This is a genomic window from Serratia sp. JKS000199 (genome assembly GCF_900215455.1).
Lineage (GTDB): Bacteria > Pseudomonadota > Gammaproteobacteria > Enterobacterales > Enterobacteriaceae > Serratia > Serratia ureilytica.
The window spans coordinates 3,001,568-3,019,058 of sequence record NZ_LT907843.1 but is presented as its reverse complement, the minus strand read 5'-3'; the positions used below and the strand labels follow the sequence as shown (position 1 = coordinate 3,019,058).

The window sequence follows — 17,491 nt, the reverse complement described above, 5'->3', positions numbered from 1 at the left end:
TTTGATGGCTTATTCATTGCAAAAGTCGACGGTAGCAAAAGTAGTGGGCATCTCTTTGGTGATGATGCTGGCGGCCTGCAGCAGCGATCAGCGCTACAAGCGCCAGGTCAGCGGCGACGAGGCTTACCTCGACGCGGCTCCGCTCAAGGCGCTGAACGCGCCGTCAGGCATGATCCTGCCGGTGCAGAGCGGCAACTATGACGTGCCCGCCACGACGCTGCAAGGCAACGTCGGCAAGCAACTGGACATTCGTCCGCCGGTGCAGCCGTTGGCGCTGCTGAGCGGTTCTCGCGCGCAATACGCCGGCGACAGCGGCACGCTGCTGCTGGAAAACAGCCCGCAGAACCAAAACCTGTGGTCGCGCGTCGTCAGCCTGCTGCAGACGAAGAACATCGCGATCGCTTCCCGCCAGGACGCCGGTCAGACCCTGACCACCGACTGGGTGAAGTGGAACCGTCTGGACGAAGACAACCAGTACGAAGGCCGTTATCAGATCAGCGTGCAGCAACAAGGCTACCAGCAGGCGCTGGTGGTGAAAAGCGTTGGCCTGCAGCAGCAGGGCAAGACCGAACAGGTCACCGATCAGTCTGAGATCCAGCGTTACAACGGCATGATGATCAACACCCTGATCGAAGGTCTGGACAAGCAGGACAACCTGGCGAGCAGCCAGACCGCCAGCCGCTTCGGCGCGCTGGACGTGCAGAGCGGCGCCGATGATACCGGCCTGCCGATGCTGGTCGTGCGCGGCCCGTACACCGTGGTGTGGGATCGCCTGCCGCCGGCGCTCGAAAAACTGGGGATGAAAGTGGGTGACCGCAGCCGTCCGCAGGGCACCGTCGCCGTGACCTACAAGTCCCTGAGCAGCAGCGATTGGGATGCGTTGGGCGTCAAGGATCCTGAGCTGGCGGAAGGGGATTACAAGCTGCAGGTCGGCGATCTCAACAACCGCACCAGCCTGCAATTTATCGATCCGAAAGGCAAACCGCTCACCCAGTCGAAAAACGACGCACTGGTGGCGGCATTCCAGTCTGCCTTCAGTAAAACCAGCGTTAAATAACCAAAAAGGGGCTTCGGCCCCTTTTTGTTTTGTCTATACGGTATCGTTTGCGTCGCAGGTTTGGCACAATAGTGCCCGGCACGCCAAAGAATTCATTAGGTCAATTCTATACCCCCTAATTTCGGGCCGCGCTCGGGAGACAACGGGGATACATCACTGGAGTAAGTAAGATGCAAAAGCTAGCTGAGCTGTATCGCGGAAAGGCAAAAACCGTTTACACCACCGAGAATCCCGATCTGTTGGTGTTGGAGTTCCGCAACGATACGTCAGCACTGGATGGTCAGCGCATTGAGCAGTTCGATCGCAAAGGCATGGTGAACAACAAGTTCAACCATTTCATCATGAGCAAACTGGAAGAAGCCGGCATCCCGACCCAGATGGAGCGTCTGCTGTCCGACAACGAAGTGCTGGTGAAGAAGCTGGACATGGTGCCGGTGGAATGCGTGATCCGCAACCGCGCCGCCGGTTCGTTGGTGAAGCGTCTGGGCATCGAAGAAGGTCTGGTGCTGAACCCGCCGCTGTTCGATCTGTTCCTGAAAAACGACGCCATGCACGATCCGATGGTCAACGAATCCTACTGCGAAACCTTCGGCTGGGTGAGCAAAGAGCATCTGGCGCGCATGCGTGAGCTGAGCTATCGCGCCAACGAAGTATTGACCAAGCTGTTTGACGACGCCGGCCTGATCCTGGTCGATTTCAAGCTGGAATTCGGCCTGTTCAACGGCGAAGTGGTGCTGGGCGATGAATTCTCGCCGGACGGCAGCCGTCTGTGGGACAAAAACACCCTGGACAAGATGGACAAAGACCGCTTCCGTCAAAGCCTGGGCGGGCTGATCGAAGCCTACGAAGAAGTGGCGCGCCGCATCGGCGTGAAGCTCGACTAAGCGTTGGCACCGCCATTCGGGGCGATCCGGCCGGATCGTCCCGCTGTTCTGCATTTTTCCAGAAAATTTCTACATTTCCTCCGCGGCAGACCATTTATAATGATGGATGCGAGATGACTAAAACCTATCCCACTCAGGCTTGAAGCTGCCTTTGCGCTTACCAACGCGCGGCATCTTCAACGAGCAGGGGAAATATCTGGAGTGTATTTATGCGTTGGCAAGGGCGTCGGGAAAGTGACAATGTTGAGGATCGTCGCGGGCAGTCTTCAGGTTTGGGCGGCGGTGGCGGCGGTTTCCGCGTGCCGGTGCGCGGCAAGGGTGGCATCGTCATTCTGGTGGTGGTGCTGGTGGCCGGCTATTACGGCATCGATCTGTCGCCGCTGTTGAACGGCGGTAATGTCGCTCCTCAGGGTCAACAACAGAGCGCCAGCATCAGTCCGAAAGACGATGAGCTGGCCAAATTCACTTCGGTGGTGCTGGCCTCGACCGAAGATAACTGGAAAGAGATTTTCCAGCGCATGGGCAAAACCTACCAACCGCCGAAGCTGGTGATGTATCGCGGCGTGACGCGCACCAGCTGCGGCACCGGTCAGGCGGCGATGGGGCCGTTCTACTGCCCGGGCGACAGAACGGTGTATATCGATCTGTCTTTCTATCAGGACATGAAGACCAAGCTGGGCGCCGGCGGTGATTTCGCTCAGGCCTATGTGGTGGCGCACGAAGTCGGCCACCATGTGCAGAACCTGCTGGGCATCGAGCCGAAGGTCCGCCAGATGCAGCAGGGCGCCAGCCAGGCGGAAGTGAACCGCCTGTCGGTGAAAATGGAGCTGCAGGCGGACTGCTTTGCCGGCGTATGGGGCAAATACGCCGAGAAGCAGCAGATGCTGGAAGAGGGCGACCTGCAGGCGGCGCTGAATGCCGCACAGGCGATTGGCGACGATCGGTTGCAGCAACAGAGCCAGGGCCGCGTCGTGCCGGACAGCTTTACCCACGGCACTTCGCAGCAGCGCTACACCTGGTTTAAACAGGGCTTCGACAGCGGCGATCCCAATACCTGCAACACCTTCGCATCCCGTTAACACCTCACGTGCCGGAGCCTGACTCCGGCATTTTTTTCGAATTGAGATACAGCCTTATGCTACAGGCAGCGCAACAACTCATGCGGCGGCAGGGCATCCGGCGCCTGCTGGTGCTCAGCGGCGAACCCGAGTGGTGCCGCGAACAGGCGCAGCGGCTGGCGGCGACGTTGCCCGGCGACTGGCCTTGGGTCGGGGAGAATCCGCCGCCCGGCCAGGCGGCGTTGGCGAGCGGCGCGGTGCGTCAATTGCTGGGGCAGGAGCGGCTGCACGCAGTGTTCGATGCCGGTCATTCGCTGGACGTAGAGGCGCTGGCGGCGTTGAGTGGCGCCCTGCGCGCCGGCAGCTGGCTGCTGCTGTTGACGCCGCCCTGGCGGCAATGGGCTCAGTTGCCGGACGGCGACAGCCTGCGCTGGAGCGATTGCCCGCAGCCGATCACCACGCCGCATTTCATTCATCATCTGCAGCAGCATCTGACCGACGACAGCGAAGTGACGATCTGGCGGCAGGATGAGCCCCTGACGCTGGCCGCGCTGCCGGCGCGTGAAGGGTGGCTGCCACCGGATGGCCGGCCGACCGAGGAACAACAGGCGATCTTGACGGCGCTGCTGCAGGCCGAGTCCGGCGTGTGGGTGCTGACCGCCGCTCGCGGCCGCGGCAAATCGACGCTGGCGGGCATGCTGGTGGCGCAGTCGCCGCTGATCTGCTGGATCACCGGGCCGAGCCGCGCCGCCACGGCGGTGGCCGGGGAATGGGCGCAGGGGCGCGCGCAGTTTTGGGCGCCCGATGCCTTGTTGGCGCAGTGCCGGGAAGGCGACGTCAGCGCCGTGGGGTGGCTGCTGGTGGATGAGGCGGCGGCGATCCCCGCGCCGCTGTTGCAGCAGTTGATCGGCTATTTCCCGCGCGTGTTGCTGACCACCACGGTGCAGGGCTATGAAGGCACTGGCCGCGGTTTTCTGCTGAAGTTTTGCGCCGGGCTGCCGGCCTATCAGGCGCTGAGCCTGCATCAGCCGATGCGTTGGGCGCAGGGGGATGCGCTGGAACGGATAACGGACAATGCGCTGTTGTTCAACGAGCTGCCCGCCTGGCCGGCGGATGGCCAGGCGATCGATTACAGCCAGGCGGAACAAGGCGAGCTGTGCGCCGACCCGCAGCGGCTCACGCGTTTCTATGCTCTGCTGAGCAGCGCGCATTACCGCACCTCGCCGCTGGATTTGCGCAGGTTGATGGATGCGCCCGGCATGCATTTTGGGCTGGCGCAGGCCGAACAAGAGGTGGTCGGCGCCGTGTGGCTGGTGGACGAAGGCGGGTTGAGCGCCGAGTTGGCGCACGACGTGTGGGCCGGCCGCCGTCGGCCGCGCGGCAATCTGGTGGCGCAGTCGTTGGCGGCGCATGGCGGCCAATGGTGGGCGCCGACGCTGCGTTCACGGCGCATTACCCGCATTGCGACGCTGCCGGCATTGCGGCGGCGGGGTATCGCGCGCCAATTGATCGAGCGGCAACGCCGCCAGGCGCAGGGGCTGGACTTCCTGTCGGTCAGCTTCGGCTATACCGAGCCGCTGTGGCGCTTTTGGCAATCCTGCGGTTTTGAGCTGGTGCGCATTGGCAGCAAGCCGGAGGCCAGCAGCGGCTGCTATACCGCGATGGCGATCTTGCCCCTGAGCGAGCAAGGAGAGGCGCTGCGGCACGCGGCACACAAGCATCTGGCGCGCGACTGGCCCTGGCTGCGGCAGCGTATCGAGCTTACGCTGGCGATCCCGGGCGACGACGGCGATACGTCGCTCGGCGAAGAGGACTGGCGCGAGCTGGCCGGGTTCGCTTTTGCCCATCGGCCGCTGGAGGCCAGCCTGGGGGCGTTGCAGCGGTTACTGTTGGCCAGCAGTCTGCCGCTGCCCGCACTGCGCGGCCATCTGCAGCGGCGGCACTCTCCCGCGGAGTGCGCAGAGCGGGCGGGCGTCAGCGGCCAGAAAGCCTTGCTGCGCCACTGGCGGCACGAAACGGCGCAGGCGCTGGAACAGCTGAATGCGCAGCACTGCCGCTACTGGCGCGACTGGGCGCAGTCATTGCAATAAATTGAAGAACTTGCTCAATAAAACCCGATTTTCCCGATTTCTCAGCGGCGTATAGTGGCTGTCAGCGGTGCGGCGACGACAGTCGCTGCGTCAGGTTTGGTTACTATTAAGGAGTCATCGATGAAACATGAGCATTTCGTTGTCCAAAGCCCGGCGACCCCGGCGGCGCAGCTGATCTTGCTGTTTCACGGTGTCGGCGACAACCCGGTGGCGATGGGGGAGATCGGCAGTTACTTCGCCAAAGAGTTTCCCCAGGCGCAGGTGGTAAGCATCGGTGGCCCCGCAGCGTTTGGCAACGGCGCCGGCCGCCAGTGGTTTTCGGTGCAGGACGTGACCGAAGAGAACCGCGTGGCCCGCATCGCAGACGTAATGCCGCAGTTTGTGGCCGTGGTGCGCCATTGGCAGCAGCTGAGCGGCGTTGGCTATGCCGGCACTGCCCTGGTGGGGTTCTCGCAGGGAGCGATCATGGCGCTGGAGGCGTTGAAGGCGGAAACCCGCCTCGCCGGGCGAGTGGTCGCGTTCAGCGGGCGTTTCGCCCAGTTGCCTGAGCAGGCGTTCGGCGACAGCGTGGTGCATTTGATCCACGGCGAAGAGGACGCGGTGATCGCGGTGCAGCATGCTCACGCGGCGGCGGAGGCGTTGCGGACCAACGGCGCCGATTTCACGCTGGACGTGGAACAGGACGTTGGGCATGCGATCAACCAGGGCATGATGAACGCCGCGCTGGAAAGGTTGCATTACTATGTGCCGCAGCGCTACTGGGACGAAGCCTTGTCCGGCAAGCGCGGCGAGCTGATCGCCTTCCGCTAAAAATTCAGGGCGCCGATGAGCGCCCTGATATCACTTCTTCTTCGGCCAGTCGTCTTCGTCATCCCACTGGGCGTTGTTGTCGCGGTGCGGCGGTATCTCCGGCTTGTTGGCCAGATAGCTTTTGACGTCAACGCGGCGCAGTTCCTTGATGCCGCTGACGACCATCCCCACCAGAACCAGCAGGATAATCCACCAGTAATCAGCTAACCATTGCATAGCTACTCCTTTCCTTTACTGCGTATAAAACGCGAAAAAATCGATGGCAGATGGCGTTCGAGCCATTCGGCACCGGCGACCTCCTTGTCTTGCCAGGCCGCCAGCAACAGCGCCGGCGTCAGCAAGTGTTCGGCTTCTTGCGCCAGCGGCCGGTAGCTCAGATGCCACGGCTCCACCGCTACGCCGCCGCAGTCTTCGGTGAAGGGGCGGTAGAAACCGAATTCGGCCATATGCGCCGTCAGCCACTGGTTAAGGGGCGCAAAGTAGCCGCCTTCCTCATATTCCCACGGTTCCAGCTGCAGCTTTTGCCCTTCCGGCAACAGCGACGGATCGTACACGTCCAGATCGCTGCCCCAGTGGTGGCGGCTGGCGCCCGGCAGAGCCGACCAGCGCAGGATCGCCTCACAGCGCTCGGTGGCGGACAGCGGCGCGACGTCGATCGGTTGACTGTCCTTATCTAATACTGGCCGCTGGCCGCAGAATTTGCCATTCCAGATGGCCAACTGCCGGTCAAAATCGCGGAAGGTGCTGGCGGGCTGGAGATCGAATCCCGCCGCACGCGCCGCCTGCTGCATCGCCAGAAACGCGTTGACGGCTTCCGGCTGCAGCCGATGGTTGCCGCTCAGCGGCGCCAGGTGCTCGGTCGAGCGGCCGGTGAGCATTTCTGCGTTGATCATGCGATCAATTGCTCCATGATGCGTTGATACATGCGGCTCAGCAGCTGCAGATCCGCGGCGTTGACGCATTCGTTGACCTTGTGGATGGTGGCGTTGACCGGCCCCAGCTCCACCACTTGCGCGCCCATCTGCGCGATGAAGCGGCCGTCGGAGGTGCCGCCGGTGGTCAACAGCTGCGGCGTCAATTCAGAATAGTGCTCGACGGCGTTGACCACCGCATCCACCAACGCGCCGCGCGAGGTGAGGAACGGCTGGCCGGACAGACGCCACTCGATGCTGTAATTCAACTGATGGCGTTCCAGCAGCTCTTCCACGCGCTGCTTGATCATCGCGTCGGTCAGTTCGGTGCTGAAACGGAAGTTGAACTGCACGTAGAAATCGCCTGGGATCACGTTATTGCTGCCGGTGCCGGCCTGCACGTTGGCGATCTGCATGCTGGTCGGCGGGAAGAACTCGTTGCCGCGATCCCATTCGATCGCCACCAGTTCATTGAGCGCCGGCATGGCGCGGTGCACCGGATTGTCCGCCAGATGCGGATAGGCGACGTGCCCTTGTACGCCGTGGATATGCAGGTTGGCGGTGATCGAGCCGCGACGGCCATTTTTCACCACGTCGCCGACGCGCTCGGTGCTGGACGGCTCGCCGACCAGGCAGTAATCCAGCCGTTCGTTGCGCGCCATCAGCGCTTCAACCACTTTAACCGTGCCGTGAGTGGCGCTGGCTTCTTCATCCGAAGTGATCAGGAATGCCAGACGACCCCGGTGATTCGGGTTGGCGGCGACAAAGCGTTCCGCGGCCACCACCATCGCGGCCAATGACCCTTTCATATCCGCCGCGCCGCGGCCGTACAGCATGCCGTCGCGGATCGCCGGTTCAAACGGCGGGTTGTCCCAGCGCTTTTCATCGCCGGTCGGCACTACGTCGGTGTGCCCGGCAAACGCCAGGGTTTGCCCTTCGCCGCGCCAGGCCCAGAAGTTTTGGGTATCTTCGAAGTCCATTGCTTCGACGGTGAAACCGATCGCCTGCAGGCGATCGATCATCAGCTGCTGGCAGCCTTCATCATTTGGGCTGAGGGAAGGGCGTTTGATCAGTTGCTGAGCCAGTTCGATAACCGGGCAAGTCATACGGCGACCTCGGCGATAAATTGCTGGTAAGCGTCGGCGTTGAAACCGAGCAGGGTGCGCCCGTTGCCGGCGTCCAGCAACGGGCGTTTGATGATCGCCGGCTGCGCCAGCATCAGCGCGATGGCGGCGTCGGCGTTATCGCAGGCGTTGCGCTGCGCTTCATCCAGCTTGCGCCAGGTGGTGCCGCGGGTATTGAGCAGCGGCTCCCACCCCAGTTGCGCGACGAAACCGCGCAGCCGTTGTTCGTCCAGGCCGTCGGCGCGATAGTCGTGAAAATGATAGGCCACGCCCTGATCTTCCAGCCAGCGGCGGGCTTTTTTGATGGTGTCGCAGTTTTTGATGCCGTACATCGTCAGCGTTGTCTGTTGCGGTTTGTTTGCCATGGCGTAAAGCTACCTGTCTCGTCGAGTCGATACTGAGCGGCGTGGGCGATCTTTGGCCCGCTAGCCGCCCGGCGATAGCAGAGATAATGCCAGTAAAGCGGCGGCGAGATCCAGACAACGATGCGTGCGAGGTGCGATTGCGCGCCAGGGATAAGAGGTCGGCAACGTGGTTGAACGGCTGCCTTCGCCGACCGTGCTGGTGAAAAGGCGCCGGCGAAAGCGTTCTGCCGCCAATGCAGAGCTGGCAGAGAGAGAGCTACTCTTTATTGAGCCTTATGTTTAAACGATCGGTCAAACACCGTACGCGGGTAATATGCAAGAGCGGTTTTATCCGGCTGGCGCCGAGTTTTTTCATTATTCGCGACTTGTAATGATTGGCGGTTTTATTTCTGATATTCATGGCATTGCTGATGTCGGCCAGCGATTTTCCCGTCGACCATTCCGACAGAAAATGCGATTCGCGCTGAGAGAGTTGCGGCGGCTCGGTATAGTGGCTGTAGCGCTTATATAAGTCGCCGATCAGGTGGCTGAAGCGGCTCAATGATATAAGGTTTGATAATATAATGGTCTTGCTGTCGACAATCACCATGTCATGCAGGCAGTCGGTGATAATGACTATTTTGTAGGTATTGGGGTTGGCATATTCATCGCGGTAGCGCGCTTCAAAATTGGCGATGGTGACATCGATAAAGCAGACCCTTTTGCGGCTAAAGCCGGCCGGCGCGCGTTTCTCCGCCCAGGTTTGATTGATGAGCTGCCGGATGCCGATAGCGGTATAGGCACACTCGCTGAAAATATCAATTTTCATTTTATTATAATCCCTTAATTTCTATTTCCCGGTGAGGATTGATATCTTAAAACATAAAAAAAGAAACAATCTAAATAATTTCACATTGAACTTATTGGGCGCCTCAGGGAAAGAACGCTATCCTGCGGTGGACAATCAGGAAAGCCCCATATACTAGCATGATTTATAAAGAGTAAATTTGGTTTTTAATCGAGCTGCCCAGTGAAGAAAGAGGAATAGAATAGAAATCCTCTATTAATACTCCGGTTATTAAAAGGAATTAACATAGAAAATGGCTATCAAAATAAAATATTCGATCGTTAATATCGATCGTTTTTGTGAGGGAGGGAATGTTAATGAATTAATAATTAAGATATTTCTTGCTTTTTAGTGAGGGGTGTTGCTTATTTTTAGCGCAGTTCAAAGAGTGTGCTGGGACAATCTCATGGCGCGCGCCAAATTAATGGCAAAGATAAATCTTAATCAAAAAAATGCGATGTTTTAAGCTGCGTGCGTTGTGCAAGTGGGGAGGATTTATACGGGGGAACGGCATGAAAGAATGCCGGATCGAAATTTCCGATAAGATCACGTCGGAAATAGCGTCTTGTCTTGTGGACGGATTGGATCGCGTTAACGATGAATATATCGGCTACGACAATCGTCGGCCGTGGTGAAAGATCCTGACAGCGGCAGCAATTCTGCGGGGCATCTGCCGCCCTATTTTTATCAGCCGAACGTTGTAATGCGCGATTAACGCACGTAGCCCCCCAGTTGCAAACGCCACAGAGCATCCCCCTCTGCGAACACCATGCCGGTGGTCAAATCGTGAAAACCGTACTTTTCATAGAAAGCCAGTTTTTCCGGCACCGAATAGATGAAAACCTTGCCGAGCGGCGCCAGATCTTGCATTACCCGGTCCATCAACCGGCGCCCCAATCCCTGCCCCTGAAAGCGCGGATCGATCGCCACGTCGGCCAGGTAAGCGACCGAAGTCAAATCGCTGATGGCATGCGCGGTGGCGATCAGCTCATCGCCGATAAACCCCCAATAGCAAAACTGGCTGTGTTGATAAACGCGTTGCAGCGTATGCGGATCGCGTTCGCCCAGCCCGGCGGCCTGCAGCAATTCACACAGCCGCCGCCAGTCGATGGCGCGGCGGTTCATATCGGTGATGATTTCCATCGTTTTCCTCTAATCAATATGATTGAGATCGGCGGCATAGTGCCGAATGGCGCGCTGATAGCCGCGGATGTCGGGGTCTGACGAGGTTTCCGCCAGCAACAACAACAGATCGGCCACGGCCCGTTTACCTTCATCCAGGTTGTACAGCGTCATGGCACGAAACAGCCTCAGCTCGTTGGCCTGCGGGAATTCAGCCAAGCCATCGTCGAAAGCGCGCAGCGAAGCCGGGTATTTCCCCAGGGCGCGGTAAGTGCTGCCGAGGCCCAGCCAGGCTTCACGGCGCTGGGCGGGCGGCAAATCGCGACCCAACGCCGCGAGGTAGCAGGGAATCGCCTGTCGCTCCAAACCCTGAACGTCGTACAGGCAGGCCAGCTGAAAATGCAGCATCGCCGCTTCCGGCTCTGCCGCCAGTTGCCGCAACGCCAGCGCAGTGGCTTCCTGATAATGACCTTGCGCTTTCAACTGTGAGACAGACAAAGAGGTGGACATGATCGGCGCTCCATTGGCGTATTGTTATACCTTTTACACGCTATCGTGGAGAAATTGATATCACAAGGGAATAGCCGCACTGAACATTGATCAGATAAATACGAAAATGTGCGCTAACCCCGGTTTCCGGGCCCGGCATCGTTCCCGTTTCCCTTCACATGGTCAAAAAACAGGCGTAGAATCCGCTTCGTCAAATAATTGAGGTTGTAAAGTATTATGGTTGATCGTGAATTAGGAAACTGGAAAGACTTCATTGATGAGATGTTGGGCAACTGACACAGCGATGAAGCCGATGGCAAGGTTGAGTCATTGGAAAATTACTGAAACACCGTGGGAACGAAATATTCGTTCGAAAAAGCAGCATCGGTCATCCGACGCTGCTTTTTTTATGCATCGCCGATCACTCTTCGGCGGGCGGTGTGGCGGCAGGATGCGCTTTACCGGGGAAGCGGCGGCGAACCAGCACGAAGAACAGCGGCACGAAGAAGATCGCCAGCAGGGTGGCGGAGATCATGCCGCCCATCACCCCGGTGCCGACCGCATGCTGGCTGCCGGAACCGGCGCCGCTGCTGGTGGCCATCGGCAGTACGCCGAAGATGAACGCCAGCGAGGTCATCAGGATCGGCCGCAGGCGCATGCGCGACGCGTCGAGCGTCGCCGACATCAGATCCTGCCCCTTCTGGTTCAGCTCATTGGCGAACTCGACGATCAGAATGGCGTTTTTCGCCGACAGCCCAATGATGGTCAGCAGGCCGACCTGGAAATAAACGTCGTTCTCCAGGCCGCGCAGCCAGGTGGCGGCGACCGCGCCGATCACCCCCAGCGGCACCACCAGCATCACCGAGAACGGAATTGACCAGCTCTCGTACAACGCCGCCAGACACAGGAACACCACCAGCAGCGAGATGGCGTACAGCGCTGGCGCCTGCGAGCCGGACAGCCGTTCCTGATAGGACATCGCCGTCCATTCCAGACCGAAGCCGGTCGGCAGCTGGCTGACCAGTTTCTCCATTTCCGCCATGGCGGTGCCGGTGCTGACGCCGTTGGCCGCTTCGCCGACGATCTCCAGCGCCGAGCTGCCGTTATAGCGTTCCAGCCGTGGCGAACCATACTCCCAGTGCGAGCTGGCGAAGGCCGAGAACGGCACCATGCCGCCCGTGCTGTTGCGCACATACCATTTGTTGATGTCATCCGGCAGCATGCGGAACGGCGCCGCAGCCTGAACGTAGACTTTTTTCACCCGGCCGCGATCGACGAAGTCATTGACGTAGGTCGAGCCCCAGGCGGTAGAGAGCGTGCTGTTGATGTCGTCGATCGACACGCCCAGCGCCTGAGCCTTGCGTTGATCGATATCGATTTGCAACTGCGGGCTGTCGTCCAGGCCGTTGTGGCGCACGCGCGACAGCAGCGGATTTTGCCCGGCGAGCTGCAGCAATTGATCGCGCGCCGCCATCAGCTTGGCGTGGCCGAGGCCAGCGTGGTCTTCCAACTCCATATCGAAGCCGGAGGAGTTGCCGAGGCCGGTGATCGCCGGCGGACTGCTGGCGATCACCCGGGCTTCGTTAATCTTGCTGAATGCCTGAGTCGCGCGATCGATGATGTCGAATGAGCTGTTGGCGCCCGAGGCGCGCAGGTCCCAGTCTTTCAGCCGGACAAACAGGCGCGCCACGTTTTGGCCGTTGCCCCCCGGCCCGGAGCCGATGATGGCGAACACCGACAACACGTCCTGTTTCTCTTCGGTGAGGAAGTACTGCTCGACCTTCTCCACCACTTTGGACGTTTGCTGCAGGGTCGATCCCGCCGGCAGCTGCACCTGTACGGTGAAGATGCCGCGGTCTTCCTGCGGCAGGAACGAGGTCGGCAGCTTGATGAACAGCAGCGCCATGCCGCCGAGCAGCAGCAGATAAATCACCATATAGCGGCCGCTGGCGTGCAGGATGCGCCCCACGCCGCGCTCATAGCGATCGGCATTGCGGTTGAACATGCGGTTGAACCAGCCGAAGAAGCCGCGCTTGCCGTGATGATGCCCCTTGGCGATCGGTTTAAGCAGCGTCGCGCACAGGGCCGGAGTCAGGATCATCGCCACCAGCACCGACAGCACCATGGCGGAGACGATGGTGATGGAGAACTGGCGATAGATGGCGCCGGTGGTGCCGCCGAAGAACGCCATCGGCACGAACACCGCCGACAGCACAAGAGCGATGCCGACCAGCGCGCTCTGGATCTGCCCCATGGATTTGCGCGTGGCCTCTCGCGGCGGCAAGCCTTCCTCGCTCATCACGCGCTCGACGTTCTCCACCACCACGATAGCGTCGTCCACCAGCAGGCCGATCGCCAGCACCATGGCGAACATGGTGAGGGTGTTGATGCTGAAGCCGCAGGCGGAGAGGATGGCGAAAGTGCCCATCAGCACCACCGGCACGGCGATGGTGGGGATCAGGGTAGCGCGGAAGTTCTGCAGGAACAGGTACATGACCAGGAACACCAGCAGGATGGCCTCCAGCAGCGTTTTCACCACGTCCTTGATCGAGGCTTTGACGAACGGGGTGGTTTCATAGGCCACTTTGGCTTCCAGTCCGTGCGGGAAGTATTGCGACAGCTCGGCGATTTTGTCCTTCACCAACTGGTCGGTCTGCAGTTCGTTGGCGCCGGAAGCCAGCTTGATGTTCATGCCGGCGGCCTGCATGCCGTTGTAGCGGCTGAGGTAGTTGTAGTTCTCGCCGCCCAACTCAACGGTGGCGACGTTGCCCAGCGTCACCAGCGAACCGTCCTGATTGACCCGCAGGGTGATCTGGCGGAACTGCTCCGGTGTCTGGAGCTGCGACTGGGCGTTGATGGTGGCGTTCAGCGCCTGTTTATCGACCGACGGCGTGCCGCCCAACTGGCCGACCGCCACCTGGGCGTTCTGCGACTGAATGGCTTTGACCACGTCCTGGGTCGTGAGCTGATAGCTGTTGAGCTTGTTGGGATCGAGCCAGATGCGCATGGCGTACTGCGAGCCGTAGACGTCCATGCTGCCGACGCCGTTGATGCGGCTGAGCGGATCCTGCAGGTTGGAGACGATGTAATCGGCGATGTCCTGCTTGTCCATGCTGTTGTCGGTGGAGACGAACGCCACCATCATCAGCGTGGTATCGCCGGATTTCGAGACCGTGACCCCCTGATTCTGCACCGCCTGCGGCAGACGTTTGATCGCCGCCTGCAGCTGGTTTTGCACCTGCTGCATCGCTTCGTTGGGGTCGGTGCCGGCTTCGAACGTCAGCGTGACGGTCGCCTGGCCGGTATTGGTGCTCTGCGACGACATATACATCATGTTGTCGAGGCCGGTCATATTCTGTTCGATGATCTGCGTGACGGTGTTTTCCAGCGTTTGCGCCGAAGCGCCTGGATAAGTTGCGCTGATGCGCACGTTCGGCGGCGCCAAATTCGGGTATTGTTCTACCGGTAAAGAAAAAATCGCCAACGCTCCGGTCAGGCAAAGAATTATTGCCAGCACCCAGGCGAAAATCGGGCGATCAATAAAAAAATTGGCCATGCAGCGCGAACCTCGTTATGACTTGTTCTATCTTTAAAACGCATCAGAATTATGCATTTCAGCGGCAGGGAGGGATCCCGGCGCTATTGCACTGTACTCGGGAAAGCCGAGGAAAGCGTGGAGAAAAAAAGGAGATAGTGTAAATAACGGTAGCGTAAAACGGCGTTGGCGCTTGTTTGCCGACAACGAGACGCGATTAAGACATTTTTATGACTGTCGAAGGCCTTGCGCGCCTTTTTCGCGCACAGGGAACCGGAAATAAACAGGACTCACCTTACAGCAGGAGCTTGGCATGGGAATTAACCCGGTATTTGCCCGTCGGCTTTATTTGTGCTGGCTGATCAGCCACAGTGAGCGGCCCAATGTGCCGCGGTTGATGGCGCTGACCGGTTGGCCGCGCCGCACGTTGCAGGATGTGCTGAAGGCGCTGCCCGGCATGGGCGTCGAGCTGCAGTTCGTGCAGCAGGGCGTGCGCAACAACGACGGTTTTTATCAGCTGGAAAGCTGGGGGCCGTTCAACAAGAGCTGGGTGCACCAGCACCATCAGGCGCTGCTCAGCGCCATCGAGTAAGCTGCCCCGGCGCAGCGGCCGGGGCTGACGTTCATTGGCTTTTATGCTCCAGGTACATCACCGTCGCCGCCACGCGAGAACGCACGTCCAATTTGCGGAGTATGTTGCGGATGTGCACCTTCACTGTTTCTTCAGAGATATGCAGCTGCGCCGCTACCTGTTTGTTGGACAGGCCGCGCGCCACCTCTTGCAAGACATCCAGCTCACGTTCAGTCAAGGCGGCAAAGGGATCGCGCTGCTCGCTGCGCGCCAGCAAATAGTCGGCCATGGCATCGCTGATCACGTTCTGCCCCTCGGCGGCGGCGCCGATGTGCTCCAGCAGCAGTTCCGGCTCGCTGTCTTTCAGCAGGTAGCCGTCGGCGCCGGCGTCGATCAGCGCATACAGATCGCTGCGCGCGTCGGAGACCGTCAGCACGATGATGCGCGCGTCCACGCCTTCGTCGCGCAGGGCCCGCAGCGTGTCCAGCCCGGACATGCCCTTCATGTTCAGATCCAACAAGATCACGTCCGGGGCGTGCTGCAGCGCCAGCGCAACCGCCTCGCTGCCGTTGCCGGCCTCCGCCACCACGCTAAATCGCGCATCCAGTCCCAGCAGTTGTTTGATGCCGCGCCGCATCAACGGATGATCGTCAACGATCATGACTCGGTATTGCTTCATCACCATGAAATATGCTCCCTGTAGCAAGTAAAGCCACTCAAACGCGCCCTGCGGCGTGCTTCACAGTGGGACTGTCTCTTCAAAAATAGCGGCAATCAGCGCCGTAAACCTCCCCGGACGGCCTTCCGCCCGGCGGCAACCGTAACGCAGAATGAACAGCGCAAGGTCAGGGCGAGAATGTCAGGCAAACCGCCGTGCCGCCGCCGCTTCTGCGCTGAATGTGCAGCGTTCCTCCCAATCGCGCCGCGCGTTCGCTCATGATGGTCAAACCATAATGCCCTTCCGGTTCCTCCAGACTGGCGATGCCGCAACCGTCGTCGGTAATGCTGAAAACGTTGTCGCCTGCGGCGTTGACCTCGCAACACACCGTAATCTCGTCTGCCCCAGCGTGCTTGACGGCATTGAGCACCGCCTCGCGCACGATCTGCAACGCGTGCACCTGCTGCTGGGCGTTGAGCGCCTGCGAAGACAGCCGACAGTGTAACTGAATCCGCGCGGGGGTTAGCGCTTTTAATGGCTGCAACAGCTGCTCCAGCGCGGCGTTCAGATCCGCCTCCTGAATGTTGAGGCGGAAGGTGGCCAGCAGCTCTCTCAACTGGCGATAGGCATCGGCCAGCGTGCGATCGAAATCGTCGATAATGGTCTGCGCCGCCGGATCGGCGGCGCTGCGCCGCAGCAGTGTCAGCTGGATGCGCAGGAACGACAGCGTCTGCGCCAGCGAATCGTGCAGCTCGCGGGCGATGGTCGCACGCTCTTCCATCAACAGCAGATATTGGTGCTGCTTTTGTGCCCGGTTGAAGTAAACGCCGCGGCCCAACATATTGGCCAGGCTCTGCATCAGGTGAGGATGCGGCGGGTGCGCCTCGGGCTGCCAGCGCAACTCGCCCAGCGGCTTGTCGCCCTGGGTGATCGGCAGCGCGTTCCAGGCCTGCGTCGGCGCCGCTTCCCCTTCGCTCAGCCGCCACTGGCCCTGGCCGTCCGCTACGTTCAGCTGGATGCAGCGCAGCCGTTCGCTTTGGCGCACGATGCGCAGCACATTTTCGAACGCCTGCTGATCGAGCTGGCGCACGCTCAGCGCCTGCGAGCAGCGATACAGCACCTCAAGCGTTTCATTGGCCTGCTGCAGACGTTGGGTTTTTTCCTGTACCTTCAGCTCCAGCGACTGATAGAGCCGGGCCAGTTCGTCCGACATGGCGCTGAAGGTTTGCGACAGCACGCCGAGCTCGTTCGGCAACGTCACGTCCAACTGTGGGTGGTGAAAATCCCCTTGTTGCACGCGCTGGCTGGCGTCGACCAGATGTTGCAGCGGGGTGACCACCTGGCGGCGCATAAAACGAATGCAAAACAGCACCAGACCGATGATGGCGGCGTAACCCAGCACGCTGACGGCGGCCACCAGGGTCAGTTTCAGTTCGGAATAGCGCTGCAGGGCGGACACGAAATGGTCAACGCGATTGACATGGCCGGCGACCTCCGCCCGATAGGCGATCGCCTGCCCGTTGCGGATCTGCCGCTCCATCGTTTGCCACGCCTGTTGCAGCGCCAGGTAATGGTTGCGCACCTCGGCCGGTACGTAGAAGCGCGCCAGTTTTTGCAGCGCCGGCGCCTGCAATGACTGCCGGTATTGCTGCAGGTGCAGCTCCAGTTCTGGGCTCTGTTGGTCGAGATCGAAGGCCAACCGGTAGCTTTGCATGCGCAGCGAACCGGCGATATTGATCGCTTCTGCATCGCTCTGGCTGCCGGCGACGGTGGTCAACGCCAACCCGGTGGCGAGCACCGACAGTATCACGATGCCGAACAGCGCTTTGGCCAGGCTGCCGGTCACGGAACGTTTAACAAGCAATCAAGGATCCTTCTCTCAGGTAGGGCGCGTCGCCAGTTTCATTCGAAAGCAAAACTATAACTTTTGCAACTAAAATGCACCGCGATTTGTATCAAGTTGTCAACAAAACGGGAACAATTGTGGTTGT

At 60.0% G+C, this 17,491-nt stretch carries 17 protein-coding genes; 7 read left to right on the top strand and 10 right to left on the bottom strand.

What is annotated here, in order from left to right; genetic code table 11:
• The first annotated feature begins 4 nt into the window (after window positions 1-4).
• The 5 genes from bamC to ypfH all read left to right on the top strand — a co-directional run bounded on the left by bamC (window position 5) and on the right by ypfH (window position 5,899).
• The gene (gene bamC, locus CPH57_RS14410) at window positions 5-1,057 is read left to right on the top strand and encodes an outer membrane protein assembly factor BamC (protein WP_046687608.1); all 1,053 of its coding nucleotides are present in this window, start codon (window positions 5-7) and stop codon (window positions 1,055-1,057) included.
• Between the two features lie 170 nt (window positions 1,058-1,227).
• The gene (purC, locus tag CPH57_RS14405) at window positions 1,228-1,941 is read left to right on the top strand and encodes a phosphoribosylaminoimidazolesuccinocarboxamide synthase (RefSeq protein ID WP_033644003.1); all 714 of its coding nucleotides are present in this window, start codon (window positions 1,228-1,230) and stop codon (window positions 1,939-1,941) included.
• Between the two features lie 209 nt (window positions 1,942-2,150).
• On the top strand, window positions 2,151-3,020 hold the full coding sequence (locus CPH57_RS14400) for a neutral zinc metallopeptidase (RefSeq protein ID WP_033644002.1): 870 nt from the start codon (window positions 2,151-2,153) through the stop codon (window positions 3,018-3,020).
• A gap of 56 nt (window positions 3,021-3,076) precedes the next feature.
• A complete protein-coding gene (locus tag CPH57_RS14395; RefSeq protein WP_096242478.1) occupies window positions 3,077-5,089 on the top strand; it encodes a tRNA(Met) cytidine acetyltransferase TmcA in 2,013 nt (670 codons plus the stop codon).
• Window positions 5,090-5,209: 120 nt separating this feature from the next.
• Window positions 5,210-5,899 carry an esterase gene (gene ypfH / locus CPH57_RS14390; protein WP_042785172.1) on the top strand — a complete coding sequence of 230 codons (690 nt, stop codon included), beginning with the start codon at window positions 5,210-5,212 and terminating at the stop codon, window positions 5,897-5,899.
• Window positions 5,900-5,929: 30 nt separating this feature from the next.
• Here ypfH and CPH57_RS14385 read toward each other — a convergent pair whose 3' ends face one another.
• From CPH57_RS14385 to CPH57_RS14355, 7 genes are all read right to left on the bottom strand, one after another.
• Window positions 5,930-6,115: a YpfN family protein gene (locus tag CPH57_RS14385; protein ID WP_004941720.1), complete on the bottom strand. Its 186-nt coding sequence runs from the start codon at window positions 6,113-6,115 to the stop codon at window positions 5,930-5,932.
• A gap of 2 nt (window positions 6,116-6,117) precedes the next feature.
• Window positions 6,118-6,792 (bottom strand): M15 family metallopeptidase, encoded by a 675-nt coding sequence (locus CPH57_RS14380; RefSeq protein WP_096242477.1) that lies wholly within the window; start codon window positions 6,790-6,792, stop codon window positions 6,118-6,120.
• A complete protein-coding gene (dapE, locus tag CPH57_RS14375) occupies window positions 6,789-7,916 on the bottom strand; it encodes a succinyl-diaminopimelate desuccinylase (protein ID WP_033651525.1) in 1,128 nt (375 codons plus the stop codon). The genes CPH57_RS14380 and dapE overlap by 4 nt, the downstream gene beginning before the upstream one ends.
• A complete protein-coding gene (locus CPH57_RS14370; RefSeq protein WP_033643997.1) occupies window positions 7,913-8,299 on the bottom strand; it encodes an ArsC family reductase in 387 nt (128 codons plus the stop codon). The genes dapE and CPH57_RS14370 overlap by 4 nt, the downstream gene beginning before the upstream one ends.
• A 256-nt stretch (window positions 8,300-8,555) precedes the next feature.
• Window positions 8,556-9,107, bottom strand: coding sequence for a LuxR C-terminal-related transcriptional regulator (locus CPH57_RS14365; RefSeq protein WP_096242476.1), 552 nt, complete (start codon window positions 9,105-9,107; stop codon window positions 8,556-8,558).
• Between the two features lie 729 nt (window positions 9,108-9,836).
• Window positions 9,837-10,268: a GNAT family N-acetyltransferase gene (locus tag CPH57_RS14360; protein ID WP_033643995.1), complete on the bottom strand. Its 432-nt coding sequence runs from the start codon at window positions 10,266-10,268 to the stop codon at window positions 9,837-9,839.
• Window positions 10,269-10,277: 9 nt separating this feature from the next.
• Window positions 10,278-10,757, bottom strand: coding sequence for a tetratricopeptide repeat protein (locus tag CPH57_RS14355; RefSeq protein WP_033651520.1), 480 nt, complete (start codon window positions 10,755-10,757; stop codon window positions 10,278-10,280).
• A gap of 216 nt (window positions 10,758-10,973) precedes the next feature.
• Here CPH57_RS14355 and ypfM point away from each other — a divergent pair, with 216 nt between their 5' ends.
• Window positions 10,974-11,033, top strand: a complete 60-nt coding sequence (gene ypfM / locus CPH57_RS24855) for a protein YpfM (RefSeq protein WP_100396732.1) — start codon at window positions 10,974-10,976, stop codon at window positions 11,031-11,033.
• A gap of 124 nt (window positions 11,034-11,157) precedes the next feature.
• Here ypfM and acrD read toward each other — a convergent pair whose 3' ends face one another.
• Window positions 11,158-14,292, bottom strand: coding sequence for a multidrug efflux RND transporter permease AcrD (acrD, locus tag CPH57_RS14350; RefSeq protein WP_033643993.1), 3,135 nt, complete (start codon window positions 14,290-14,292; stop codon window positions 11,158-11,160).
• Between the two features lie 292 nt (window positions 14,293-14,584).
• Here acrD and CPH57_RS14345 point away from each other — a divergent pair, with 292 nt between their 5' ends.
• Window positions 14,585-14,863: a helix-turn-helix domain-containing protein gene (locus CPH57_RS14345; protein WP_004941750.1), complete on the top strand. Its 279-nt coding sequence runs from the start codon at window positions 14,585-14,587 to the stop codon at window positions 14,861-14,863.
• A 31-nt stretch (window positions 14,864-14,894) separates the two neighbouring features.
• Here CPH57_RS14345 and CPH57_RS14340 read toward each other — a convergent pair whose 3' ends face one another.
• Together CPH57_RS14340 and narQ are read right to left on the bottom strand one after the other, a co-directional pair.
• Window positions 14,895-15,527 carry a response regulator gene (locus tag CPH57_RS14340; protein WP_033643992.1) on the bottom strand — a complete coding sequence of 211 codons (633 nt, stop codon included), beginning with the start codon at window positions 15,525-15,527 and terminating at the stop codon, window positions 14,895-14,897.
• Between the two features lie 160 nt (window positions 15,528-15,687).
• Window positions 15,688-17,364, bottom strand: a complete 1,677-nt coding sequence (gene narQ / locus CPH57_RS14335; RefSeq protein ID WP_069100427.1) for a nitrate/nitrite two-component system sensor histidine kinase NarQ — start codon at window positions 17,362-17,364, stop codon at window positions 15,688-15,690.
• Window positions 17,365-17,491 lie beyond the last annotated feature (127 nt).

What these genes read in the sequence shown, in the direction of transcription:
- bamC (WP_046687608.1), top strand. Translation starts at nt 5, where the DNA reads ATGGCTTATTCATTGCAAAAGTCGACGGTAGCAAAAGTAGTGGGCATC.
- purC (WP_033644003.1), top strand. Translation starts at nt 1,228, where the DNA reads ATGCAAAAGCTAGCTGAGCTGTATCGCGGAAAGGCAAAAACCGTTTAC.
- CPH57_RS14400 (WP_033644002.1), top strand. Translation starts at nt 2,151, where the DNA reads ATGCGTTGGCAAGGGCGTCGGGAAAGTGACAATGTTGAGGATCGTCGC.
- CPH57_RS14395 (WP_096242478.1), top strand. Translation starts at nt 3,077, where the DNA reads ATGCTACAGGCAGCGCAACAACTCATGCGGCGGCAGGGCATCCGGCGC.
- ypfH (WP_042785172.1), top strand. Translation starts at nt 5,210, where the DNA reads ATGAAACATGAGCATTTCGTTGTCCAAAGCCCGGCGACCCCGGCGGCG.
- CPH57_RS14385 (WP_004941720.1), bottom strand. Translation starts at nt 6,115, where the DNA reads ATGCAATGGTTAGCTGATTACTGGTGGATTATCCTGCTGGTTCTGGTG.
- CPH57_RS14380 (WP_096242477.1), bottom strand. Translation starts at nt 6,792, where the DNA reads ATGATCAACGCAGAAATGCTCACCGGCCGCTCGACCGAGCACCTGGCG.
- dapE (WP_033651525.1), bottom strand. Translation starts at nt 7,916, where the DNA reads ATGACTTGCCCGGTTATCGAACTGGCTCAGCAACTGATCAAACGCCCT.
- CPH57_RS14370 (WP_033643997.1), bottom strand. Translation starts at nt 8,299, where the DNA reads ATGGCAAACAAACCGCAACAGACAACGCTGACGATGTACGGCATCAAA.
- CPH57_RS14365 (WP_096242476.1), bottom strand. Translation starts at nt 9,107, where the DNA reads ATGAAAATTGATATTTTCAGCGAGTGTGCCTATACCGCTATCGGCATC.
- CPH57_RS14360 (WP_033643995.1), bottom strand. Translation starts at nt 10,268, where the DNA reads ATGGAAATCATCACCGATATGAACCGCCGCGCCATCGACTGGCGGCGG.
- CPH57_RS14355 (WP_033651520.1), bottom strand. Translation starts at nt 10,757, where the DNA reads ATGTCCACCTCTTTGTCTGTCTCACAGTTGAAAGCGCAAGGTCATTAT.
- acrD (WP_033643993.1), bottom strand. Translation starts at nt 14,292, where the DNA reads ATGGCCAATTTTTTTATTGATCGCCCGATTTTCGCCTGGGTGCTGGCA.
- CPH57_RS14345 (WP_004941750.1), top strand. Translation starts at nt 14,585, where the DNA reads ATGGGAATTAACCCGGTATTTGCCCGTCGGCTTTATTTGTGCTGGCTG.
- CPH57_RS14340 (WP_033643992.1), bottom strand. Translation starts at nt 15,527, where the DNA reads ATGGTGATGAAGCAATACCGAGTCATGATCGTTGACGATCATCCGTTG.